This is a genomic window from Mucilaginibacter sp. P4_A11, assembly GCF_056402535.1.
The window spans coordinates 34225-59519 of sequence record NZ_JBFUHE010000001.1 but is presented as its reverse complement, the minus strand read 5'-3'; the positions used below and the strand labels follow the sequence as shown (position 1 = coordinate 59519).

The window sequence follows — 25295 nt, the reverse complement described above, 5'->3', positions numbered from 1 at the left end:
TTCAGGTTAAACTATAAGTTAACTTTAAGGATTATTTACATCCGCCGGTAAAGCATTTCTTCAAGTAAGTTTATCACCATCTCTGGCATTTTAACTCATAGATAACCTATGATACCGAGTTAGCCATCCATTGTAACATTTATTTGAGATTTGCGCGGCTATTGATATACCTGAACTTATGAAAGCCGATACATCAAATTCTATTCTCCAAAGTCTAAGCGTGGGGAGTATTTCGCAAAATCTTGCATTTTACCTTGTGATCATATTGCTTGGATTGCTAATTAGGTTTCAATGTTTAATCTTGAAAAACAGGCAGAATTAATACTGAAATCTCCAATTCAATATATTTATGTGGAAACGATATAGATCAGTACAAATCCTGCTCCGGAAACTGGCAGGTAAACACATTATGGCTGCTGAAACCCAGGCCATCTGCTATGAAGTTTCTGGTCAGTTGGAATGCCATCAGCAATGGTTTGACTGCATGCCGGAAACCTGGAAACAAAGCACGCAGGGAAGAAGCTATAGCCGATTGCTTTACAGGCTATACTCCTGTATAAATAGCATTGAAAACATCGCATAGCTGTAAATTCCGGATTTGGTTTTTTATAAAGTTTTACAAGAAAAAAGTATTTTGTTAGCTTCATGAGTAATTGTAACAGGCCTATTTATTGGCAGGTGCAATGGCACTATCGAGAGGGACCCAAAATGAATATAATTGTATATCCAAAATCTGCTTGTCATTTCCGCATTACAGTGGCGTAAAGCAGTGAGGTACCAAACAATTGTTGCGGCTTAATGCTAAATGAAAAACTTGGCAATTTATTGCCGGTACTAAAGCCAGTCTTTTGCCCCTACCTACACTATTAAATACAATTGTAGAGATAGACAGATATTTTAGCTGAATATTTCAAATCTCGCTTATATCCCGTCGCATGTAATCGGGCTTTTTATTCTTCAGTTTGTTTCACAAATGCTGCAAAATCATCGTAGCTGCAGAAACAAGCCAGGGCGTCTCTGGTGTATGACGAGGGGGGAAATTTTGCTGGTACGAGATCATATATACGTAACAGTGTACTTTCCGAAAGCATGCGCTGTGTTTCGGCAAAGATCAAAGCTGCAAGTTCTGTACTATGAAATGGCAAAAATTCAGATATGCTCGCTTTCTCCAATACCAATATTTTGAGTCGTTCTATGTAGGTATCAATTGGCATCATACTCGTGATAAAGACTTAAACGTCTTCATAACATGGTAGGTTTCAAGTATAATAGCTATTTTTCACATCAAAAACTTTTGGGAATAAATCCGCTGCGCTATCCAATTTTGACACTTTTGTAGTTATTAATTTACCGCGCATCAACCAATCAGATTGAACGCCCTACTTTGACAGCTGCAAATAACTTGCGTAACCTAACCGTTATAATGATACCGGTTGGGTTCCAATGCTCCACTATATCTTGAATCATCATGATCACGAAAACTTTCTTCGTATTCGGTTTTACGTGAGGTGATTGAGATGAGGGGGATTTCATCGTTATACAATAAATTGTAGACTTCAAAGGCTAAGTAAGAATGCACTTCCCCTTTAAGGCTTTCTGCTTTACACCTTGGGTATTGCGGGCTGATCTCATAAATGAATGTTTCAAGCTGCTGGTTTAAGTCTTCCAGTTGGAAGATACCGTGTTCATGAGGTGCGATTAAAAGCGCGCGGCAATGTTCTTGGATGGCTTTTACCAAGTTGTTGTTCGGCGTTTTGTTATGATGACCCAATATTCTCATTGGTCTTAATTTGATGAATTGTAACGATTGAACGTAATTAAACAGAGCCAGGCATCGCGCCCGGCTTTGTTTCCCTAATTAATTAAACGTGTTAACTAAAACTGATCTTGAACAAAAGAATTCGCATAAAATCTATTGTAGCAAAAACATTGCAAATATAATCGAATTATAAGCTTTTCGATGGCCTATTTAATTTGACAAGAAAACGGATTGGATCTTCTCAAAATCAATCGGTTTGGATAAAAAGGTTTCAACCCGCGGGTTGGCTTGTGATTTAATGACATCCGTTTTGTTAATTGACGATGAAAACACATAAATTTTACTTTTATGCATCGGATCAATGCTCAAGCGGTTATATTCATCCATGAATTGCCAGCCATCCATCAATGGCATTGCCAGATCAAGAAAAATAAAGTCAGGCAAAAGGTCTGGCCCTTTCGCTTTCAGCGCTGTAAGCCTATCTATTGCCGCAAGGCCGTTTTTGCAGGTATCAATGACAGGATGATCGAGCGTTCGCTTAATCAATAACTTAAAGATGACCGCATCGATCTCTGAATCTTCAATCAGTAGAATTTTGGCTGACGGCTTTATAGTAAGCATGTTGCGTAAACGGCCCTGTTATCCAAAATGTTATACTGTAACGAGTTTGTTAGTTGTTAATACCTATCATGAAAATGAATTACGCGTTGTCCTCGCTTCCAATTTATTAATAATTATGGGGCATTTCTTGCGTTCAAAGCAATTTAAAGTTATATTCGTTGGCCGAAAGAAATGAACAATCACCTACGTCTTATAATGAATTAGCCCTCCTTCGTGGCGGGCTTTTTTCATTCTCATTAAATCCGCCTTAAGCAAGGCAGTCCAACAAGGCAGTGTAGCTGACTTTACGTCTCGTAATTACCTATCATATGATTTGCTGGCTACGGTATAGCTGGCGTTGAATATGGCGATTAGTGCGCTCGGAATTGGCTGATTATCTCACCTTGAAAATACATGTCTAACGGTAAGCCCAAATGCATTACAAAATGCTAAAAACCACTTTAGCACCATCCTCAGCCATACTCCTAAACCGCAAAGCAATCGAAAATTTACTTAACAACATACAATCTAAGTTCAATTGATTCTCTATTTCAGCTTGTTCAACGAGAAGTTAAAAGATTGGAAGGTTTAAATTTATGGACGTGCTCCAGGAGGTCCAAGAATTCTATCACCGATCTTTGCCATTACTTCCATTGCTTTCTGCATATCATGAGGTGTATTTGGCGCAATCATTTCCTCCCCAGCCTCAATGCCGACACTTGAGATCAGCTCTGCAAAGCCGCTTGGAGACGCTATGCACATCGCTTTGAAAGGTAATGAAGCGGATTCATTAACAACAGCATGCGGTATATTAGCCGGAATAAAGTCAGTATCTCCTGCCTTAAGCACATGGTGCTCGCCAGGTGTAAAGATGCCAACTTCGCCTTCCAAAACGATAATAGTTTCGGAATAGCGTGAGTGTATGTGTAACGGAGATTGAGCACCTGGAGGAAATGCTCCCTCTATCAAATCATATAGATTATTTGTATTTCCTCCGTTCATCAAAATTTGCTGCTTAGATCCAAACAGCCAGTAGCTTCGTTTCATAATAATCATTGATAAATTAATTAACAAATTTAAATATGGATTAAATGACCTGGGCTTAACATAGGGTAAGTTATTAACAATGCTGAAAAGATGATATTTGTAGCCGGACAAGATGCTGAGAAAGATGGTCCAATACAGATGAAAGACTATTTAATAAAAACCTTGCTTGAATATCGAAACATTAGCGAAGAAGACAGACAGATTATCGCAAGTGCTTTTACGCTGAAGCATTATAAATCAGGGCAATGGATTTTTAAAGCAGGACAGGTAGCACGTCACCTTGTTTATATTAATTCAGGAGTGCTGAAGATTACCATTCCGCATCCAGCAGAAAGAGATATTGTTTACTATTTTATGGAAGAACACCAGTTCATGACATTTTTGTACAGTTTATCCGGCAACGTGCCGACCCAACAAGGATTACAGGCAGCTACGGATGGGGACATATTGGAGATCAACGCTCAGGACTTAAACATCCTTTATCAGCAATTACCTTATTTAAAAGCAACAATCGATGAAATAGCGCAGCTGTCTATGGCGGAAATGGTTACCATGAAAAATAATTACTTGGCAGGAGAAGCTTTACAGAAATACGCTTTTTTTTTAAATAAACAGTCAAATATCGCGCGACAGGTTGCCTTGGTCGACGTAGCCTCCTATCTTGGCATCACACCTCAGTCCCTCAGCCGCGTGCGGAAAAAGTTCGTTTCTAATAAATGATCGTTTACAAGAACTATGTTATTATAACAAAGAGTTTTTAGCACCAATAATGGAGGCGGCCTTTGCACAAAGAATGAGCTCAGACGCTGAAATGTTCGCCAAAAAGGATTTTTGAACATGGTTACTTCAATTATTATACTTACTACATTCGCTACGATCTTCCACTAAATTAGTGTTGATTCAATATACGCTCTAAAAGTTGTAGTTCTTCTACCTAATAAGGACTCCAGATCTCCCGATTGATAGTCAAATTCACCTTCATCAATTGCTACTATCCAGTTCTTCAGAAATTCGGCAACTTTGTGAGGAGTTCCTTTGGCAACCAAGTCGTCAATATATTCTTGTGCTGTAATAGTTAAAAATGGAACAGGTTTTCCTCTTATATCTGAAAGGATTTCAACGATATCAACGAACGAAATAGCTTCACTGCCGCCTAATGAATATGTCTTGTTTTCATGCCCCTCTGTAGCAAGTATTTCGGCATGTGCCTCCGCCAGTTCATCTCTTGTTGCTGGTGCCATTTTCCCATTGCCGGCTGGAACATTTATCCCATTTTTATAGGGGTTGGAATCGTAATAAATCGATAAAACGTCTGTAAAAGGCGGGTGGTAAACGATGGTATGATCGAGCCCGGACGATCTCAATAATTCTTCAGTAAGCAAGTCTGATTCGGTAATTTCAGGCATTATTCGTCCGGAGCCTTCTTTGCGCATGATTGCCATATACAATACATGCTTAACCCCGGCCTGGCGGGCAGCGGTAATTACATTGTTATGTTGCGTAGCTCTATCCGTAAACGCAACTGCACTTGTAAGCATCACTTTATCCACACCTTTGAAAGCACTTAACAGGGAATCATAATCTGAATAATCCCCAAGGCGAACTTCAATGCCTTGGGCAATTAGTTCAGCTGATCGTTCCTTATTCCTGCAAAACCCTATGATTTTGCTTGCAGGAACTCCTTTTTTCAACAGGTGTTTTACTGTGCTTTTTCCAATTGTACCGGTTATTCCCGTTACTAATATTTTTGACATGATTTTATTCACTGAGGTTTAAATAATCTTTGTATTTAATCGCGGAGGCTTGTAGGATCCTTAAGGGTCATCTCAGCTATTTCGTCTTTTCGTTTAAAGGTGACGCCCGGATGCTTCTGCATGTATCCGATCAATTCTGTCGCAGCTTTCACCATTTGGGGTGTGCCGCTGACACGGTCATGAAAGGTCAGGGAGAGTTGTCTGCGTTTAGTTGCTGACTCTTCGTAAAGCTGATCGAACTCCATCTTGATTTGCGTGATGTACTGATCGGGAGAAAAATTTTTTAACTCGATCATGCCCAGATCATTGTTACGAACAGTGTACGGTACCACTGCAAAATCTTTTCCGTTAACTTTGATGATAAACGGCTCATCCCGGCTCAGGTCGTCAATGTGATAGATACACCCCAGTTCCTGTAATATTTTCAGCGTGTTTTCACTGCGTCGCAGAAAGTTAGCATTGTAACCAACCGCTGTTTGTCCGGTTACTTTTTTGATCGCATCCAAACCATCTTTAATGAATTTCTTTTCCTCATCGTAAGACATGTCGTATTCATCTTTCCAGGTCATGCCATGGCCTGAAGCCTCATGACCGCGGTCGAGAATTTCTTTAGCCAGGGAGGGGTTTCTTAAAACGGCGGAACCGACCATGTGCGTGGTGACCTTTATCCCTAATTTATCCCAGTTATCCAACATGCGCGGGATACCTTCTTTATATCCATATTCGTACCAGGTAGTTGCAGGTAGGTCCTTGTAACCAGGCTTCATGTTTGGAGGAAAAGGGCTTGGTGCGTTGTCAGGCTGGCCGCCTGCCTCGAACAGCATGGTAGCTGAAACCACCAGCTTTGAGCCATCGGCCCACTTTGATCGTGTAGGGAGATGACTCTTATTCAGCTTTTCTGCTGCTGCAATTTGATTTACTCCTATCAGGCCAGCCATAGATAGCAAGCCGGTTTGTTTGATGAAATTTCTTCTGTCTGTCATAACAATTATGGTTATTAGCGTACATTGATTAAATTCCCCTTTGCCGTTCCGCTTATCGGTGCAGCGCAGGGGAATTCATCATGCTATTTAGTTAAGAAAAGGCTGATTGAACTTGGCAACAGCTGACTGAGGATCAGCAAAATAATCAGCATATTGCTGAGCTGCTTCGCCAACAAAAATTTCGTAACGGTCTTCGTTAATGCCATTATAAATATCTTCGGCTGCTACAATCGGCGGCAAACCATATTGCTCTCCCCCCATGTCTTTGGTAGCATCGGTATTGATAAGTGATGGCATCACCTCAAATACTTTGATGTTGGTATCGGTTGACAAGGTTAAACGCAAAGCCACAGAATGTGAATGCAGAGCCGTCTTAGCATCCGAATAAGTTGGCAAAACCACCAGAGGGTGGAACGCCACATTTGATGTAATGTTTACAATTGCTGCCTCAGGTTGTTTCTTTAATAACGGCAGTAAGACTTCGATGAGTCTAACCGGTGCGAAATAGTTCGTTTCAAATTCCTCTCTTGCTTTTTCAACTGCATCAGCACCTTCGCCCAACTTATAGACGTAGCCGACACCTGCATTGTTAATCAGGACACTTAGGTCGCTGTAGAAAGTTTCCAGTTTTGCATTGAGCTTTTTAACGGAGGTTACATCTGTAACATCGCAGACAATGTAATTAATGCCCAATTCGTCAGCTGCTCTTCTGAGTTTCTCTTCATTTCGGCCGGTTATTATTACCCTATTGCCTTTTTCACTTAAAAATTTCGCTGTTGCGTAGCCAATCCCTGAACCACCACCGGTTATCAAGACTGTTTTGTTTGTGATTTCCATGACTTTATATTCTGATTTAATATTTAAATTTGCTTGCGATTTGCAAGTAAGCAAAGGTATATTTATTAACTTGCAAATTGCAAGCATTATTTAACATTTTAATGTCATGAAAGAAATTCAGCATAGATCGGACTGCCCTATATCTTTTTCTTTAGATTACTTAGGTGATAAGTGGGTACTGCTGATCCTTAGGGATTTGATTTTTACTAACAAATCCAGTTATGGCGATTTTTTAGCTTCTGATGAAAAGATCGCTACAAATATTCTGGCCGATCGGCTCAAACTGCTCGAAGCTAACAGGTTTATAAAAATTGCCGTATCGCCGGAAAAAAAAAATAAGTTCATTTACAGCCTCACAGAAAAGGGTATTGATCTGATCCCGGTAATTGTGGAACTAATGATTTGGGGATCAAAGTATGATTCGTATGAGATAAAAGGCATTGTAGGAAAATTAAAAGAAGATAAGGAGGGGACTATAAGGGAGATCAAGGCAAAAATATTAGCACGCTAAACAATTTTATCCCTCCCCACAAGTGGAAAACAAAAACAAGTTGACAATTATCAACATTTATAGTTGACAATCATCAACCTATTACTATATTTGCTTTATGAAAAACGAAGTAGAGCAAATTAGAAGTTTTAATCGCTTTTATACAGGCCATCTTGGGTTGTTGAATGAGCACATATTAAACGGGCCATATTCCTTAGCAGAAGCCCGTATCTTATTTGAGATTGGCCTGCGCCAACCCATAGCATCCCAGGAGCTGGCAACTTTGCTCGGTTTGGATAAGGGTTACTTAAGCAGGATAATTAAAATGTTCGGTATAGACGGCGTGATTGAACGTACGCCATCCAGGCAGGACTCAAGGGTGCAATATATCAGTCTTACAGATGAGGGTTCAAGTTTATTGAATGAATTACAAGGCAAATCTGACACACAGATAGAGGCGTTTTTAAAGAAGCTATCGCCGGACGAAACAGGAATGCTGGTCAATTCAATGAGGACCATTGAAAATCTATTATCAGCAGAATACAACAATCAAGTATTGTCACATCAAGTAATATATCGGGAAGGCTTAAAACCAGGCGATGTTGGTTATCTTATATATCTGCATGGTGTGTTGTACGCGCGAGAGTCGGGCTATTCTCAGGAGTTTGAAGGTTATGTAGTGAAAACCTTTTATGAGTTCTTAGAACATTATGACGCCGGTAAAGACAAAATCTGGCTGGCGACTTATAATGAGCAGATCATCGGCTGCATAGCTATCCTATCCAAGCCCGACAATGAGGCTCAGCTCAGGTGGTTTTTGGTACATCCCGTATTCAGGGGTACAGGGGTGGGTAAACATTTGCTGGCTATGGCTCTTGCGCATTGCAAAGAGCAGCAATTTAACAATGTATACCTTTTAACAACAGACGTGCAGCAAAAAGCTATTGCCATGTATAAAAAGGCAGGCTTCCAGCCTTCGGCCTCGATAGAAATGGAGCAATGGGGCAAAACGCTTCGTGAAGAACGCTATGATCTTAACCTGATCAATTAAAATTAACCCCTTTTTTATGAAATACTTAGTAATTGGCGCTGGTGGTACCGGCGGCCTTATAGGCGGCTATTTGGCAAAAAAACAGTATGATGTGACACTTGTAGCACGCGGCGAACATTTGCGAATAATCCAAACCCAGGGGCTTTCTATTAAGACCTACGGTAAGGAACCTGTTAGAATCACTACTATTAAAGCCATCTCAGCGCAGGAAATCGGAGATCAAAAGTTTGATGTCATATTTATATGTGTAAAAGCTTATGATTTGCCGCATATTTTAACGGTTCTAACAAGTGCAGCCCATACCAAGACGATGATCATTCCGATACTGAATTCACTTGGTGCAGGAAGCTATCTTCGTTCTGTGTTGCCCGAATTTCTCATATATGATGGCTGTATTTACATTACCGGTTATATCTCAGCACCCGGAGAAGTAAGCCAGAACAATCAGATCTTCAAAATCTTTTACGGGCTAGACGGGGCTGATTCTAAACCCAATCCGTTGAAAGAAAAAATGGAAAAAGACATGCTGGAATGTGGAATTCAAATTCGTTATAGTTCACTTATCACCAACGAAATATTCCGAAAACTGACCTTTACTTCAGCGTTTGCCTCGTGCGCTGCTTACTACAACAAACAGGCGGCAGATCTGCAATTAAATGGGCCATACCGGCAACTATTTGTTAGTCTGCTTCAGGAATTGAAGCAAATCTCGGATGCGGCCGGCTTTGGTTTGACAGAAAGTTTCTTCGAAGATAATCTGCGGATATTGGATAACCTTTCAGCAGATTTTACCGCTTCTATACAGAAAGACCTACTGCAAAAGAAGCCTGATGAAAGAAATGAGCTCATCTTTGATATGATCAGGTTGGCAAACAAACATGGTGTTCAAATTGCTATTATGAAAAAATTGCCGCGTTTTTTAACTACAAGCAGCTTGCTGTTCAGCGCGCATGAATTATCAGCTTAGATTTCATCTTGTCCGGAGATAAAAAAACGACTATTACATAAAAATAAAATAAATGTCTGCTTGTTGAAAGACTGGGAGATCGATCAATTCTTGAAAACAATCAGGCTCATTCAAACCGCCGATTAGCGCGCTCTACCTATTCAGTAATCTTTCAACTGGCGAAGTGAGACTTTTTGAAAAGGCCTTATAATGTAATTTATGACTATCCCTGGTCTGACGCGCCCGAAGGCCTGATTATAAATGCACAAACAGGTGCCATTATTGATAATGGCCCGGACCAGATTTAAGAGCTATTTTCGTACGCGCAAAAGAGATCATACAACTGATAAACCTTAGGTTGAGAAGTAAGGAAATTGCTCACAAGCTATTGTTGAGCATTCATACCGTTAATAGGCACAGGCAAAACATATTTCATAAATTTAACACGCAACGCAATAAATGGCTGTCGAGTAACGGAAGCAATTGGATTTGGTTTTAACAAATAAGTGTAACCGTTTAACTGAGCTGCGTAATGCGTATTGAATCATGAGAAAGGCGCTTCGATCTCACTGAAGCGCCTTATATCAACTAAATATTCAGGATATGGCTCCTGTTTTCTTTTATTTCCAGATGGGATTTAACCCAGAAATACTCAGGTTAATGAGATTTAATTGCCCGGTTGTATTAATTGCAAGGTTGTTGAAATCCTCGGTTGGAAAATAGATAGCGGTCATGGTGGTTAAACCTCCGTCAGCAAATAACTCAACAGATGACTTGTCGACCACGATATTAATATCTGAATTTTTAGCCGCGGTGAGCCGTGGCGCGGTGAAACGACCTGAAAAGTTTTTTTGAAAATGCAGTTTTCCGGCCTTGGTTCGGTCTATGTAATATTGATCTTTGTCAGGATCATAACCGATTAACAGTTCTTCTCCTTTTGCATTTGACAGCCTGATGCAATAATCTTTTAAGGTGCGAGGTGTCAATTTTAAAATATACCGACTTCCAAGTTTATTGCTATATGATGAAAGATCAAGAGAATGGTTAACTACACGTTGTTTTAACGCGATCGGTTTTTTTGCAATGTTTTTCAGCTCGGGAACCGGATTAGATGCCAGTAAAATTTCTCCTTTGCTTTGTTGCAGGCTAAGTTCACGCGATATGGTCGTAGCATTACGCCAGGCTTTGGTTGGAACCTGGTTGGCGTATTGCCAATTGCTCATCCAACCTAAAAATATTTTACGCTCGCCGGTATTACTCCAGGTAATCCCAGCGTATTCATCAGGACCATAATCCAGCCATTTTGTGCGGGTATTAATAGGAACGAACTTGTTGCCATCAAAGTTTCCTACAAAGTATTGTGTAGCAGAGCCGCCGTTCGGGCCGCCGGGGTTAAGGTTTACGATCAATAACCAATAAGTTTTCCCATTCATTTTTAAAGAAAACAGATCGGGGCATTCCCATACGCCGCCATGCGCACCCGCTTTTATCCCGAATTCACTTTCTTTTTTCCAGTTTTTTAAATCAGGAGCCGAATAGAACGAAATACGATCCTGGGTGGCCAGCGTCATTATCCATTTTTTTTCCGGAGCATACCACATGACCTTAGGGTCGCGAAAATCCCTGATTCCCGGGTTTTTCAATACCGGGTTTCCGCTATATTTCGTCCATGTGGCACCATTATCCAGGCTGAAAGCAAGGCTTTGATTCTCAAAGTCATCTCGTTTTTCGGCCTCTTTTTTCGGATCATGATGGGTAAATATAGCAACCATTGGTATTTGGCCATTTTTACCAAAACCGGAAGTATTGTTGGAATCAACAACAGCACTACCCGAAAAGATGTATCCAAGGCTATCCGGGTATAAAGCAATCGGCAATTCCTTCCAGTGGATCAGGTCTTTGCTTTCTGCGTGTCCCCAGTGCATTGGCCCCCATACGATGTCTTTTGGATAATACTGGAAAAATAAATGATAGGTATGATTAAAATAAACCATGCCGTTGGGATCATTCATCCAGTGCTGGGCCGGCGAAAAATGTTCCTGCGGCCGGTATTGTTCCTCATAAGCCTGGGGAGTCTTCTCCTGCGCATATATTAAGGATGACATGACCATAAATAGCGCAAGTAAACCGAAATTTTTTTTCTTTCTCATAGCAGTATGATGGTTTGACGCGATTCTTATTTTAAGCTGAATGATTTTATATTCTTAAAGGCTACCGATCCGTTGTTTGAAAATATGCCCCAGGATTGATTTTGCATAGAATAGATCCTGGTACTTAAGGCCACTTGGTCATTAACATACAAGGTAGCAATGGAATTCTCAATGATGACCTTAAAGTTATAATCTTTGCCCGCGATAAGTGTGAAGGGAACAGCTGATTCCGTCACCGTATTACCTGACGCTACCCTGTCGCTTTCGATATTTCCATTCTGAAAGCCCAATTTATAGGTTTGGCTGGCATCGCCATTGCTGCCGAGTAAAATACCGAAATTTTGTGGTATTGCTGTAAAGTTGACCGTGCCGCTGATCATGTACGAACCTTTGATGCTACCAAATAAAGCATAGCTTAATAATGAGGTGGAGGTCAGATTGTAATCGCTTCCGGATGTTGTGACATCACTGGTCTTGGTCGATATGGCAAATTTATTCGTTTTAGTAAAGGCCTGGATAACGGCGGCCGGAGCAGAAACAGCTAAAGTGCCATCTGCATTCTGGGTAAGCAGGTGAGTGCTCATATTGCCGGCAAAATCCTTGTTGCCATTGTCAGCAAAACCGCTTTTGGTGGGTACCCAACCAAAAAGATAGCGGTTTTTTCCATCCGACGCTGTTTTGGCGGCATAAAAGTATTTGCTATCCAACAGGTCGTTTGCCGGGGTTATCCACGGACCAGACGGAGAAGTGCTCATCCGGTAATGCGTAGCATTTTCCAGGTTGGTATCAGAAAACACCAGGTACCAATAGTTGCCCCATTTAAATATATCAGGGCACTCCAGCATGTCGTATTTATTGGGCGCGTAGAAAGTACCCTGAAATGCCCAGTTGGGTGATGCCAGGTCTTTGGTTGTATAGTAAACCAGTTCACCAGCATTGTTTTTTCTTGCACCCACCACCATCCAGTATTCTTGTGTGGCATCGTTGAAAAATATATTAGGGTCCCTGAAATTATTAAAATCATATCCGGCCGGCGGCGTAATCAGGAATCCCGCCTTTTTTGTCCAGGTATTCAAATCTGTACTCGTTGCATATAAAATACCTTCCTGGGGCCGGGCGGTATTTAGAAACAGGTAGTTGTGACCGGTATAATAACCGTAGTAGACATTTCCTTGTTTAATCACTGAACCGGTGCCCAAAGTATAATCCTCCTCATCAGCCCTTCCATAACCGATCATTTGTCCCTTGTTGGTGTAGTTCATCAGATCGGTAGTGGAGAATTGATACCAAGGGTGATATTGTGGCGCGTTGTCACGCCAATCCATCAGGAAAAACAAATGAAACGTGCTGTTGTCGTAAAATGGCATGACATCGCCTACGTAACCTTTGAACGGGGCGGGATAGACGGCGAATGCCGGCGCGGACGGATCATAAGATAGCTGTTTAGCGCTGTCTTTCTTGCACGATACCAGTATGGCATTCAGCAAGACAAGTAATATTAATTTCTTCATCATCAAATATTTTTTATAGCCTTACCTCTTAGTGAGGTAAGGCTATACAGTTATTGGGTTAGAATACCAATCGCGTTTTGCGTCAGTTTAATAATGTTTGGTTTGTAAGGGTTGGCAATACTTGGCGTATTGGTATTCGGGTCAGGCTCATTGAACCAATCATAAGCGCCCAAATTGATTACCAGCGTTTTGCCGCTGTTGTTTTTGGAAGGGAATTGGGCGATATTGACCGTGTTGTCCGTAGTTGAACCATCGGTTGATGCCAGGGCTATGCCACCGGTTTGCGCCTGCCAGCCGGCGGTATTGGTGTAACCGCCCCAGTCGCTGACCTTCCATTGCGCGGTATGATTTTCCCTTTCCGTTCCTTTGCCGAGCAAATAAGCTGTAGTAGGATTCGATGGGCTAAGCGTCAGGCCCTGGAACAATGGATTTGAAGCGTTTCCATTAAATGAAATACCCCAGTCGTTGTTCGCATCTATGCCGGGAGAAGCGTCGCCGAAAACGTTGTTCGGGCCTTTACCTTGCGGTATGATGCCTAAGGACGGTAAATATTGTACGGCGTACGTGGTCAGGAAGAAATTTCCGCCCGCTGCGTAGTATGCCTTCAAGGCTGTCAGTACATTCGCCCAGTTAGAGATATCGGGCAATGCCTGGCCACTGTCATAATGCCACCAAATCAATTTGTATTTGCTTAGGTTTACCGCACCGGAGTTGATCTGTTCAAATGAAACATACTCGACATGGGTATAATTGGCAAATAACCAGTCAGCAGCAGCTTTTTCATCGGGATTGGTGATGCCGCTGCGATTAGGGGCCGTTCCTATATAAGCGATGTAAGGTATCGCGGCCAACACCGTAACATTGACCGTATAGGTAACGGAGGTTACGCTGGAAGTCACCGTGTATTTGACCGGCTGGGTAAAATCCTGCGGGTTGCCAATGGCCGGGCTAATGGTTAAACCCGGTGAAAGCGTGATAGACGGCGCGATATGGCTAACACTGGTGCCTGGAGGAACCGTTACTGTGATGGTATGGTTAACATCATTAACTACTCCGCTAACGGTATCAATTTTGAAGCTCTGGAAAGCTTTTTCAACTGATGCCTTAACCGTATAAGTACTATAAATATTCCCATTGATTACCTTGTAAGTAACCGGGAGCGATAGATCCACAGTTTCACCAGAGGCCGGAGAAATGTTTGCGCCGCTTGCCACCATTACAGACGGCTTAATTTTTGTGACATCCGAGCCGAAAGGTAAAACGATACTGATCTGCTTGGTAGTGTCGTTGATCGTCGCGTTTATCCCGTTAGCGGTATATCCTGAAATTTTTACATCAGTATTCAAAACCAGGTCTGACTGGTTTTTTTTGCAGGCTGATATGAATAGGATAAAGCCCAGTATACCGAGCCACATCCGGTTTTTCAATATTGTCGATTTCATTTTTGTCTTTTAATTATTACCAACCTGAATTCTGTTTGTACAGGCCTTTGCTAAAATTGATCTGGTTTTGGGGAATAGGTAAATATTCGTCACGGTTCTTTTTGAAAACCGCATCCTGTAATTGTCCCACCCTCGATTTTTCAGCATTGAAGTAGTTGTTCAGATACTCCGCCGCTATGCCCCAGCGCACAAGATCAAAAAAGCGGTAACCCTCCATGGCAAATTCCATTCTGCGCTCATATCTCATGGCTTGGCGGGCGTAATCATTGGTCCAGTTACAGTTAACGCCCGGTTGATAGGTGCTGATCTTATAGTTTGATGTAGCTCCGCCGCCGGCCTGTTTTAACAAGGCCGTGCTGTTAGCCGCACGCTGGCGCACCTGGTTAATTAAGGGTAAAGCATCCATTTCGCGGCCCAGCTCAATCAGCGCCTCCGCTTTCATCAGTAGCACATCGGGATAACGGATGATCGCCCAGTTTTTGGAACTCGACATAAAAGGTGCAAATTTTTTAAACGCTGGATCATCGTAAGCAACCGTTTCCTTCATGCTCAGCAGCGGACCGTAAACCTGCGGCGCCCTTGACCAGGAAGCCTGGTAAATAAAATCTGTTTTATACTTGTAGGGATGCCCGGGAATGGCAGCCGTATGATCCATTCTCGGATCAAAAGAACTGGTAAAGTAATCACCGCTTGCTTCAATATCCGTATTGTTAAAAGTAGTAAACAGGGGCAATCCGTTGTTATCTGTCTGGAAAGCATTGATCAGGTTATGGCTAGGTACATGGAATCCGCAGCACCCGTATTGGGAAACCATCGGATAATCCAGCGAATGGCCGTTATCTACACGACCCTGCGGGGTACCGTCATTTTGGGAATACTGGATCGCAAACACCGACTCTTTGCTGTTATCAAAAGTTGATAAAAAATTATCTGCGAAATCAGCCAGCAAACCATATTGACCCGAATTGATCACATCATCACACAAAGTATTAACCTGTGTCAGTTTGGCCTTGTCAATGCTGGTTACATTATTATTGTCGTCCTGTGTGTACGCCTGGTAAAGGAGTGTTTTGGCTAGGTAAGCTTCTGCTGCGAATTTATTGGCACGGCCGGCATCGGTTTGTTTGGCAGGTAAATTGGCGGCTGCAAAACTGAAATCATTCGCGATTTTTGTCCAGAGCTGGTCGCTGGTATAGGTCCGGTTGGAAACCGTGTCGTATCCGGCCTTCGGTATGTTTTCATCAATATAGGGTACACGCTTATATAGGATCTTCAGCAGGAAATAGAAGTGTGCACGCAGGTAACGCATTTCAGCCTGGCGTTCCACTTTATTGGGATAATCTGCTGTAGTCATATTATTAATCCGGCCTAAGGCATCGTTTACCCGGTTGACGCCGATATAAAGCCGGTACCATGTATTATCCGTAGTCCCGAGATCGACACGGTTAAGGGAGAACGTTTCATAGGCATGAAAATCGGACACATCGCCGGTTCCGTCGCCACCTTTATAGGCGTCACCACTCCGGATGCTGCCATAAGCCCACATGCTGGTGTAGGGGGCTGCCCAATAGTCGTTGCCCAATGCCGAATAGGCGGCAATGACCATTTTATCGACATTCGTGGAAGTATTTAATTCCTCGCCGGATATTAAACCCTGCGGGGTCTCGTCCAGGTATTTTTTACAGGAAGCAGACAGCAGGCAGATCAGCACTGCGGCCATCAATATTTTTGTTTTCATTTTAATATCTTTTCTCGGTTTAAAAGGTCACATTAATACCCAGGGTGGCAACGATGGGGATGGGAAAGTTATTAACTGCATTTTCCGGATCAGTAGCCGTGTAAGAGTTGCTTTTGATCGTTAAAAGGTTACTTGCCTGGATAAATATACGGGCATCGCGGATCTTAAGGCCCTTAACCGCATTTTTTAGATCGTAACCTAATTGGATATTCCTTAACTTCAGATAAGACCCATTCTCTACAAAATAGGTTGATCCGCGGCCTTCGTTATTACGGTCAACCGTGGTAAGTGCAGGAATTGTTGCGTTTGGATTTTGTGGGGTCCAGGCTTGCAGCACCCTGCTTCCCCAATTCGCACCTGGTTGCAATGACGTAAAATCCGTGAGTACCTTGTAGGTGTTATATACACTGTTACCCTGCACACCCTGTAAGAAAAACGTCAGGTCAAAGTCTTTATATTTGATGCCGGCGTTAAAGCCGTAGCTGAAATTCGGGTCGAAACTGCCAATATAATCCTGATCCTTATTGTCAACCACACCATCGCCATTTAAATCTTTATAGCGGATCCGCCCAAGGCCTTTGCCGGGCTGTGCAGGAGAGTTATCTACTTCTGCCTGGGTGCTAAACAGTCCGTCAGCGACATAGCCAAAGATGGAATTTACTGACCGGCCTAAAATGGTCTTGTCCGTTCCGTTACCCGGATAAGAGGTAAGTACTGCTTCCGGCAGTTTTGTCACTTTATTGCGGTAAGCAGAGATATTAGCAGAGATATTAATGCTCAGATCCTGGCCAAGGTTAGTGTTATAATTCACTATAGCCTCAAACCCGGTGTTTTTAACCGAAGCCCCGTTTGCAGTCTGGTTTCCGCCTTCACCGATTACGGCCAGGTATGCCGGCGTGATCAGGATATCGGTCGTGTTCTTGATAAAGTAATCAAAAGAACCGGTAAGGGCATTGTTAAACATACCGTAATCCAACCCAAAGTTGTTCTGCGTAGCGGTTTCCCATTTCAGGTTAGCGTTGCCCTGCTGGGTTTGTACATAGCCCGAGGGCAGTTGCCCTGTACCCGCACCGGAGATGTCATAAGCGGTACCTCCATCAAATAAACCGGTAATGTTGGTGCCGTAAATCGGGGCATATAAGGTATTAATAGCATAATTCGGAGCTGACTGGTTTCCCGTCTGCCCCCAGCTATAACGCAATTTCAAGTCGGAAATTAAGGATATTTTGTTCTTGAAAAAAGATTCTTCACTTAATCGCCATCCCAAAGATGCGGCCGGAAAATAGCCGTAGCGGTTATTAATACCGAACTGGGATGACCCGTCCCGGCGTAAAGTAACAGAGGCCAGGTAACGGTCATTATACACATAATTGGCTTTTCCAAAAAAGGAAAGCAGTGAATTGCCTGCCCCGCCGCCACTATTGAGCACATTGGTTGTGCCTGCATTAAGGTAAGCATAGTCATAGTTTTCTATGGCATACCCCTGTCTGCTGCCCGAAAAGTTCTGATTGATCACTTTAATCTGCTCATGTCCAAGCAAAAAGTCAAGCTTGCTTTTTTTGAAACTCAGATTATAGGTCAGGGTATTTTGCCAGGTTAAACTGCCGTCATAGGCTGCGCCGGTATTGACCAGGTTAGACGGGTCGTTTAAAAAGCCGGAGATATATGATTTACGGATGGTGCGGGCGTAGTTGATTGCATAATCTACGCCAAAATTTGACCTGAAATGCAGGTTTGGTAAAACGGCCAGATCCGCGAACGCATTTCCAAATACCTTTCCAAAATTGTTTTTATTTTGTTTATTATCCTCAATCAAACGCAAGGGGTTTTGCCTGTCGGCCATGCCGTTTGAAGGACCGCCCCAGCCGCCATTGATGTCATAAACAGGGGTAGCCGGTTCATCAATCAATGCCAGGCTGGTAATATCCGTGGTCGGGAGTAATACATCCCGCATATAGGTAGCATTGAAGTTCTCCCCAATCTTTAACCGGTTATTGAAAAAGTTATAGTCAGAATTAAATCTTGCCGTAATTTTCTGGTCACGCGATTCTTTAATAATGCCCTGGTTATCGTAATACCCCAGAGAGAATAAAGAATTGCCTTTGTCACTGCCGTTAGAAACGGTCAAATTATAGGATTGTAAAACAGAGGTTCTGGAAATCTCATCAAACCAGTGAGTGTCCGCGGGTTTTAAGGTATGTCCGGCATCCAGGAATTCCGGCAATAATACCTTATTTAAAACCGGGTTATTATAGTTACCATTCCAATCGTATTGGTAGGTGCTGTTATTATTCGGGTTGGATCCGTCGTTGACAGCCGCCCGCCAATATGCTTCACCACGCTGCTGTGTGTTAAGTACATCAAGCTTGCTGCCGTAAAACTGAAGTGAGGTTGTTGCCGAAAAGTTAATACGGTTGGCTCCTGTCTTTCCTTTCTTGGTAGTGACGATGATCACACCATTGGCAGCCCTTGACCCGTATATTGAAGCCGATGCCGCATCCTTTAATACCTGTATCGACTCGATATCCTCCTGGTTTAATTCCTGTAAGCCCCGGGTGGTCGGTACGCCGTCAATGACATACAGAGGGTCGGTATTGTTTAAAGTCCCGATCCCCCTGATCCTTACGGCAACGTTGCCTGCAGGTGATCCGTCCGTCGATATGGTGACGCCGGGAATACGGCCCTGAAGTGCCTTAATTGCATTGCCGGCTGGGATATCCCGGATATCTTTTACATTGACAACCGTCACCGCGCCGGTGAGGTCTTTCTTACGTTCCTGTTGATAGCCTGTAACCACAACCTCATTGAGGTTATTGGATACCATATCGAGTGTGATGTTAGCCGACCTGGTTTCGGCAGTGATCAGCAGACTGCCCGGTTGCGCACCGATGTAGGTAAATTTCAGGTTCTGGCCATTCTGTGCAGCGATGCTAAATTTACCTTTGTTGTCGGTTGACGCAGATTTTTGCGTTTCGAGTACAGTGACGGTCACCGCTTCCAGCGGGTGCCCGGTTTGATCACTGACTGTCCCGGTAATCGTTCGGGACTGCCCATAGCTTATGCCGCAGCAGGCATAAAGAAGGGCACATAGTAGTAATAGTTTTCTCATTTCTCGGTTGTTTGGTTGATATTGGTTATATAGGCTCTTTTAGAATATTTTATTTCGGAATGCGATGTATTCGTCCAGGGTATATTCGGGACACCCCCCTTTTTTTGTTGCAATAAAGCCACCCATCGCTATCGCATTTTTTAATAATGTCTGTGGTGTTTCTCCCAGGTAATGATTCGCGATAAAAGCCGCCAGAAATGAATCTCCGGATCCAATGGTATCAGCTACCTCCACCTCTTTTCCCGCAACGTGATAAGCCTTATCCTGATTGTAGTAGGAAGCGCCAAATTCGCCTTTGGTAACGATGATCTCCGGGATATTAAAATGATCCTGGATAAAACGGATCTGGGCTGCCTCGTTCCAGTATGATCCCCTGAATAATACCTGTGCCATTTCCAGTTCGGCCTGGTTAAATTTAACGATGTCGGCTTTTTTCAGGAGATCTTCCAGCAGGTTGCGGTTAATAAACGGGGGCCGCAGGTTGATATCAAAAACTTTGATAGCATCACTCTCCAACAACTCAAACAACGTATCGCGCGAAACACTATTTCTCGATGCCAGGCTGCCAAAAACAAAATAACTGGATGGTCTGATCTGCGTTTTGATCGTTTGACTGTTAATGATGAAATCCCAGGCCACCGGAAAAATGATCTCATAAGATACTTCATTACCGTTATTCATTTTGGCAATCACTTCGCTGGTCGGGTAATCTGCATCTACCTGTAACAAATTTCTATTAATGCCCCACAGGTCCAGCAGGTTTTCGAGTTTCTGGCCATTTTCATCATTACCGATTTTACTCACCAGGCTGGTTGGCATCCCCAGTTTATTCAAGTGGTACGATACATTAAGTAAAGCCCCACCGGGCTGCGGTCCATCAGGCAAAACATCCCAGAGTACTTCGCCATAGCAAATGGCAGGTGTAGTTGTATTTGTTTCTAAATTCATTATCGTAAATATTAATGCATGACCATATTCGTTTCAATCTGCTCTAATGACCTGCCTTTTGTTTCAGGCATAAACCTCCAGACAAAAATCAACTGGCAGATCATCATGGTACCAAAAAAGGAGAAGGTTACTGTACCGCCCAGCTTCTCGGCGAAATAAGGAAAGGAAAAAGCGATCAGTGCTGCCATGATCCAATGCGTAGAACTACCGAGCGTTTGGCCTTTTGCGCGAACCTGGTTCGGAAATATCTCAGAAATAAATACCCAGATAACCGCCCCCTGCGAAAAAGCAAAAAATGCAATGAACACCATCATATAGGCAGGAACGGCAAATCCGTTAAGCTGACCGGAAAAAAAGGTGTAGGCAACCAGGAAAAGAGAAACGATTAATCCAACAGATCCGATCAGCATTAATATCCTGCGTCCTACCTTGTCTATAATATTAATAGCGAGCAAGGTGAATATAAAATTGATGGCACCGAGGCCAACGGTTGATAACAGGGATGAATGTGCACCAAGCCCTGCCATTTCAAATATTCGCGGCGCATAATAAATGATGGCATTAATGCCTGATACCTGATTGAAAAAAGCGAATAGAATAGCCAGCACAACAGGTGTCTTATATTGACCTGAAAAAAGGCTCTCATTTTTACCCTGATCAGTCAGTTTAGAGGCACTGATCGCAGCAAGTTCAGTGTCACAGTTCAGCGGGTTAATGATCCGCAGAATTTCCAGGGCTTTGGCAGTCTGGCCTTTTTTGAGAATAAGCCAGCGCGGGCTTTCCGGTATAAAATAGATCAATATTAAAAATAACAGCGAGGGAAACGCCTGGACGCCCAGCATCCAGCGCCAGGAGGCTTCACCACCCTGGCTGATGAGGTAGTTGGAAAGATAAGAAACCAATATTCCTAATACAACATTGAATTGGAACAAGCCAACCAGCCTGCCCCGGCGATCGGCAGGTGATACCTCTGATATATAAATAGGAGCTGTTACGGATGAGATGCCTACACCCAGCCCGCCAAGCAACCTAAATACTAAAAATATATACCAATTATCAGCAAAGGCGGTACCAATAGAAGAGAGCAGGTAAGCCGCGGCAACGAAGTACAGTGTGTTTTTTCTTCCAAACCGGTCTGACGGACGTGCACCTAATAAAGAACCGACGACTGTGCCTATTAAAGCGATAGAAATGGTAAGACCGTGCTCCACTACGGATAAATGCCAGAATTGTTGGATTGATTTTTCAGCGCCTGATATCACTGCAGTATCAAACCCGAACAGGAAGCCGCCAAGGGCTACGACCATGGACCAGGCCAGGACGGAGTGTTTTCTCATAAATTATTGGTGTTAATTGGTTAACAGTTCGAAATTAGGCCGATTACAATACAGCAGGTGAATGTTTTTGTACCAAAAATCTCAAAATTTGAACATTTTTATAAGTAATTGATTTTTAATTATTTAAACTAAAAAAAACAGTGGGTAATTGTAGAAATCTTTGTTTTTGTTACGCCCATCTCTTGTATGGTTACATATTTCTATACAGGATGCATCACCCTTTGAAAGCACAATTTTGTTATGCCGTTTCGTTATGGTTATTTTTACGATAGAAACATATCCCGCCAACCAATTGCGGAGATCTTGCCGGCTATTTTTTGACTATATTCCAATTATGTATTACAATTTATATGAGGTATTTTAAGACCATATTGTCACTTGTTCTTATTTTTTTCGTTTTCGGGTGCAGGCCGGTTAACAAAAAATCACAATATATTATAGGTTTTTCGCAATGCGTGGGGTCTGACCAATGGCGAAAGACAATGCTGGAGGAGATGAAAATGGAGCTTTCCTTACACCCTGGAGCTGACTTTATTTACGCAGATGCCGGCGGGAGCAGTAATAAGCAGGTTGCCCAGGTAGAGAAAATGATGGACGAGGGCATAGATCTGCTCATCATTTCACCCAATGAAGCCCGGCCATTAACCAGAATAGTAGAACAGGCGTATAATAAAGGTATTCCGGTGATTGTCATAGACCGAAAAACCTCTTCACCGTTATATACTGCTTATGTGGGTGCAGATAACTATCAGCTTGGCTTGATGGCGGGTACCTATGTTGGCGCTTCATTGAAAGGCAACATCAATTTATTAGAAATTATGGGGCTTCCCGGTTCTTCGCCTGCCATCGAACGAGACCGTGGTTTCGAGGATGGAATCCGCAGATACAAAAACATCAGTATAGTAAGCAAGGTCTATGGAAATTGGCTCAAAAAAGATGCGGAGGACCAATTAGTCAAAATAAACAATCTCCTTCCTAACGTTAATGCGGTATTTGCGCATAATGACGTTATGGCCAGCGGCGCACGCGAAGTGTTCAACCGGCAACGCTTGCCGCATCATACCAAGATTATCGGCATTGATGCCTTGCCTGGGCCAGGCGGAGGCCTGCAGATGGTTTCCGATAAAATCCTGGATGCCAGTTTGCTTTACCCTACCGGTGGAAAAGAAGCCATTACCACCGCGTTCCACATCCTTAATAAAGAATCTTTCGAAAGAGAGCATATTCTGCAGTCGCTGGTGATTGACTCCTCCAACGTACAATTAATGAAAATGCAATGGAGCAGGATTAACAGCCAGCAAAAGGATATTGAAAAACAAAAAAGATTGCTGGAGGAACAGGAAGCGGTTTATAATAACCAGCAGGTTGTACTTAACGTTATCATCATCACATTGGTTCTGGCCATAATTCTGGGAGGGCTGGCATTCTACTTCCTGATGGAAAACCGGAAGATCAATAGAAGCCTGGAGGTAAAAAATGCCGAGATTTTGGAACAACGTAACCAACTAATGGAAATGTCGGTGCGGGCGGAGGCAGCGACAGAAGCGAAACTCAATTTCTTCACTAACATATCACACGAATTCCGTACGCCATTGACGCTAATGTTATCACCAATAGAAGAACTTTCTCAAAACGAAAAGATCATCACGATTGCAGGGCGTCAGCTTAAAATGGTGCATCAAAATATTTACCGTTTGCTTCGCCTGGTTAACCAGTTGATCGATTACCGCCGGGTAGAATACGATAAGCAGCAATTGCAGGTTTCAGAGAACAATCTGGTCGAGTTTTTAAGAGATATCGTAGAAAGCTTCACGCATCATGCCGGTAAATTAAATATCAACCTTAAATTTTCACACGCGGAAAAAGAAATCAGATCATGGTTTGATGTAAATATGCTTGATAAAGTGTTTTTTAACCTGATATCCAATGCGATCAAGTTTAGTCCCGAAAAGGGACAGATCCGCATTGATATCAGAAAAGACGAATCTCAGGTTTATATTGACGTAGCGGATAGCGGGGTTGGTTTGAGCCCGGATGAGGAACTTAAAATATTTGACCAGTTTTATCAGGTCGATCATCACAAAGGGCAGGGATCGGGTATCGGACTTTCACTTTCCAAAGACATTGTTCAGCTTCATGGCGGCACGATTGATGTTCATAGTCAAAAATGGAAAGGAACTACCTTTACCGTTACTTTACCATTGGGAGCGCTACAGTTTAATGAGGAACAAAAATCAAATACGCCCCTAAGCCACGATGAAATAAGTGAAAAGTCGAAGATCTACCAGGCTGACCTTGAACGAATAGGTAACCTGGAATTAAATGAGGCGTTTGTTACTCCTAAAGAATATTCCGTGTTGCTGGCAGAAGACAATGCCGAACTGCTTTCCTACCTCAAGGAAAAATTATCCGAACAATATGATATCTATACAGCGGCTAATGGTAATGCGGCTTTAAGTGAGGCCTTTGAAAAAGTCCCCGACCTCATTATTGCAGATGTAATGATGCCAGGTATAACCGGGAAATTACTCGTAGAAAAGCTAAAATCAGATTTGCGTACTTCTCATATACCTGTGATATTACTTACCGCACAGGCAAGTGTGGAGCAACAAATTGACGGACTGAAATCCATGGCGGATATGTATATCATTAAACCGTTTAATTTTGCATATCTCCTGGCCAATATCCAGAATCTGATCAGGAACAGGTTGATATTAAAAGAGCATTTTTCCAGTGATATTAGTAGTGGCATGGATAAGCTTCCGCATTCAAAAGGTCTCGACAAAAAGTTTGTTAATGACTTTTCAGGAATAGTTGAGCAAAACCTGTCTAATGAGCATTTCAGCGTTGATGATATCTGTAAAATAATAGGTATCTCCAGAGTGCAGCTTTATCGCAAAGTAAAAGCATTGATGGGCTGTAGTATTACCGATTACATCTTGAACCGGCGTTTGAAAAAAGCCAAATACCTGCTCACCAACGAAAACTACACCATTGCGGAAATAACCTATATGATCGGCTTTTCTAATCCGAATTATTTCGCAACGGTTTTTAAGGCAAAATATGACTGTACGCCAACCGAATTCAAAAAGAACAAGTTTCATTAACGTTTGAGAGCAATGCAGATAACCGCCTGGTCCTATTTCAAAGTATTCGTAGTCCGGATCCTTGCCCACTATTGCTCCCCAGACTGAAAACTATAAAAAAGCGGCCTGAAAAATATTATAAACAATAATTTGGATTTGTGCTCAACCTAGAATACTGGACATAATTCGAACCATTTGGTAGAGCAATTAACGCTGTTAAATGAATTAAAAGTGCTTAAAAGGTTGATGTTAGTCAATGAATAACGCCTATATCTCTATTGGTATCTTGATGGAGTTGATATCATTTCACTAATTACTTCGCTTATTTATTTCTGTGTTATAAATAGGTTGCAACAATTGAAAAATTGTTCCGATCCTCTTTATAATGAAATGATAATTCATTTCGACCATCTGATGGTTAGTCAAAGATCCCTCATGAAAACACATATTCTAATATCTGCGGGCAATTAATTAAACCAGGAGTTATCAAACTATTTTTTATGTATC

Annotated in this window: 20 protein-coding genes; 7 read left to right on the top strand and 13 right to left on the bottom strand. The window is 42.5% G+C overall.

Annotated elements, in window-relative coordinates:
• Positions 1–349 precede the first annotated feature (349 nt).
• Positions 350–583: a hypothetical protein gene (locus tag AC1DUD_RS00235; RefSeq protein ID WP_477369894.1), complete on the top strand. Its 234-nt coding sequence runs from the start codon at positions 350–352 to the stop codon at positions 581–583.
• 828 nt (positions 584–1411) lie between these two features.
• Here AC1DUD_RS00235 and AC1DUD_RS00230 read toward each other — a convergent pair.
• The 3 genes from AC1DUD_RS00230 to AC1DUD_RS00220 all read right to left on the bottom strand — a co-directional run bounded on the left by AC1DUD_RS00230 (position 1412) and on the right by AC1DUD_RS00220 (position 3406).
• The gene (locus AC1DUD_RS00230) at positions 1412–1780 is read right to left on the bottom strand and encodes a hypothetical protein (protein WP_477369891.1); all 369 of its coding nucleotides are present in this window, start codon (positions 1778–1780) and stop codon (positions 1412–1414) included.
• A gap of 189 nt (positions 1781–1969) precedes the next feature.
• The gene (locus AC1DUD_RS00225; RefSeq protein WP_477369888.1) at positions 1970–2380 is read right to left on the bottom strand and encodes a response regulator; all 411 of its coding nucleotides are present in this window, start codon (positions 2378–2380) and stop codon (positions 1970–1972) included.
• Between the two features lie 573 nt (positions 2381–2953).
• Complete coding sequence (locus AC1DUD_RS00220; RefSeq protein ID WP_477369885.1) at positions 2954–3406, bottom strand: cupin domain-containing protein; 453 nt, start codon at positions 3404–3406, stop codon at positions 2954–2956.
• Between the two features lie 90 nt (positions 3407–3496).
• Here AC1DUD_RS00220 and AC1DUD_RS00215 point away from each other — a divergent pair, with 90 nt between their 5' ends.
• A complete protein-coding gene (locus tag AC1DUD_RS00215) occupies positions 3497–4126 on the top strand; it encodes a Crp/Fnr family transcriptional regulator (protein ID WP_477369882.1) in 630 nt (209 codons plus the stop codon).
• A gap of 164 nt (positions 4127–4290) precedes the next feature.
• On the opposite strand, the gene AC1DUD_RS00210 is transcribed toward AC1DUD_RS00215, so the two are convergent.
• The 3 genes from AC1DUD_RS00210 to AC1DUD_RS00200 all read right to left on the bottom strand — a co-directional run bounded on the left by AC1DUD_RS00210 (position 4291) and on the right by AC1DUD_RS00200 (position 6980).
• A complete protein-coding gene (locus tag AC1DUD_RS00210) occupies positions 4291–5160 on the bottom strand; it encodes an SDR family oxidoreductase (RefSeq protein WP_477369879.1) in 870 nt (289 codons plus the stop codon).
• A 35-nt stretch (positions 5161–5195) separates the two neighbouring features.
• Positions 5196–6143: a polysaccharide deacetylase family protein gene (locus AC1DUD_RS00205; protein WP_477369876.1), complete on the bottom strand. Its 948-nt coding sequence runs from the start codon at positions 6141–6143 to the stop codon at positions 5196–5198.
• A gap of 87 nt (positions 6144–6230) precedes the next feature.
• Entirely contained in the window at positions 6231–6980 is a 750-nt protein-coding gene (locus AC1DUD_RS00200; RefSeq protein ID WP_477369872.1) for an SDR family oxidoreductase, read from the bottom strand.
• Between the two features lie 106 nt (positions 6981–7086).
• On the opposite strand from AC1DUD_RS00200, the gene AC1DUD_RS00195 reads away from it, so the two are divergent.
• The 4 genes from AC1DUD_RS00195 (at position 7087) to AC1DUD_RS00180 (ending at position 9966) form a co-directional block, all read left to right on the top strand.
• Positions 7087–7491, top strand: coding sequence for a winged helix-turn-helix transcriptional regulator (locus tag AC1DUD_RS00195; protein ID WP_477369869.1), 405 nt, complete (start codon positions 7087–7089; stop codon positions 7489–7491).
• A gap of 97 nt (positions 7492–7588) precedes the next feature.
• Positions 7589–8521: a bifunctional helix-turn-helix transcriptional regulator/GNAT family N-acetyltransferase gene (locus tag AC1DUD_RS00190; protein WP_477369866.1), complete on the top strand. Its 933-nt coding sequence runs from the start codon at positions 7589–7591 to the stop codon at positions 8519–8521.
• 16 nt (positions 8522–8537) lie between these two features.
• Positions 8538–9488, top strand: a complete 951-nt coding sequence (locus AC1DUD_RS00185) for a ketopantoate reductase family protein (RefSeq protein ID WP_477369862.1) — start codon at positions 8538–8540, stop codon at positions 9486–9488.
• A gap of 292 nt (positions 9489–9780) precedes the next feature.
• Positions 9781–9966 (top strand): LuxR C-terminal-related transcriptional regulator, encoded by a 186-nt coding sequence (locus AC1DUD_RS00180; protein WP_477371792.1) that lies wholly within the window; start codon positions 9781–9783, stop codon positions 9964–9966.
• Positions 9967–10087: 121 nt separating this feature from the next.
• Here the strand turns inward: AC1DUD_RS00180 and AC1DUD_RS00175 are convergent, their stop codons facing one another.
• From AC1DUD_RS00175 to AC1DUD_RS00145, 7 genes are read right to left on the bottom strand one after another with little or no spacing between them, the layout of a single operon-like run.
• Positions 10088–11617, bottom strand: coding sequence for a glycoside hydrolase family 32 protein (locus tag AC1DUD_RS00175; protein ID WP_477369859.1), 1530 nt, complete (start codon positions 11615–11617; stop codon positions 10088–10090).
• A 26-nt stretch (positions 11618–11643) separates the two neighbouring features.
• On the bottom strand, positions 11644–13128 hold the full coding sequence (locus AC1DUD_RS00170; protein WP_477369856.1) for a glycoside hydrolase domain-containing protein: 1485 nt from the start codon (positions 13126–13128) through the stop codon (positions 11644–11646).
• Positions 13129–13178: 50 nt separating this feature from the next.
• Entirely contained in the window at positions 13179–14570 is a 1392-nt protein-coding gene (locus AC1DUD_RS00165) for a DUF4960 domain-containing protein (RefSeq protein WP_477369853.1), read from the bottom strand.
• A gap of 16 nt (positions 14571–14586) precedes the next feature.
• A complete protein-coding gene (locus AC1DUD_RS00160) occupies positions 14587–16308 on the bottom strand; it encodes a RagB/SusD family nutrient uptake outer membrane protein (protein WP_477369850.1) in 1722 nt (573 codons plus the stop codon).
• 19 nt (positions 16309–16327) lie between these two features.
• The gene (locus tag AC1DUD_RS00155) at positions 16328–19417 is read right to left on the bottom strand and encodes a SusC/RagA family TonB-linked outer membrane protein (protein ID WP_477369847.1); all 3090 of its coding nucleotides are present in this window, start codon (positions 19415–19417) and stop codon (positions 16328–16330) included.
• A 39-nt stretch (positions 19418–19456) separates the two neighbouring features.
• A complete protein-coding gene (locus tag AC1DUD_RS00150; protein WP_477369844.1) occupies positions 19457–20365 on the bottom strand; it encodes a carbohydrate kinase family protein in 909 nt (302 codons plus the stop codon).
• Positions 20366–20376: 11 nt separating this feature from the next.
• Positions 20377–21702, bottom strand: coding sequence for a sugar porter family MFS transporter (locus tag AC1DUD_RS00145; protein ID WP_477369841.1), 1326 nt, complete (start codon positions 21700–21702; stop codon positions 20377–20379).
• 350 nt (positions 21703–22052) lie between these two features.
• Here AC1DUD_RS00145 and AC1DUD_RS00140 point away from each other — a divergent pair, with 350 nt between their 5' ends.
• Positions 22053–24809: a hybrid sensor histidine kinase/response regulator transcription factor gene (locus AC1DUD_RS00140; RefSeq protein ID WP_477369838.1), complete on the top strand. Its 2757-nt coding sequence runs from the start codon at positions 22053–22055 to the stop codon at positions 24807–24809.
• Positions 24810–25295 lie beyond the last annotated feature (486 nt).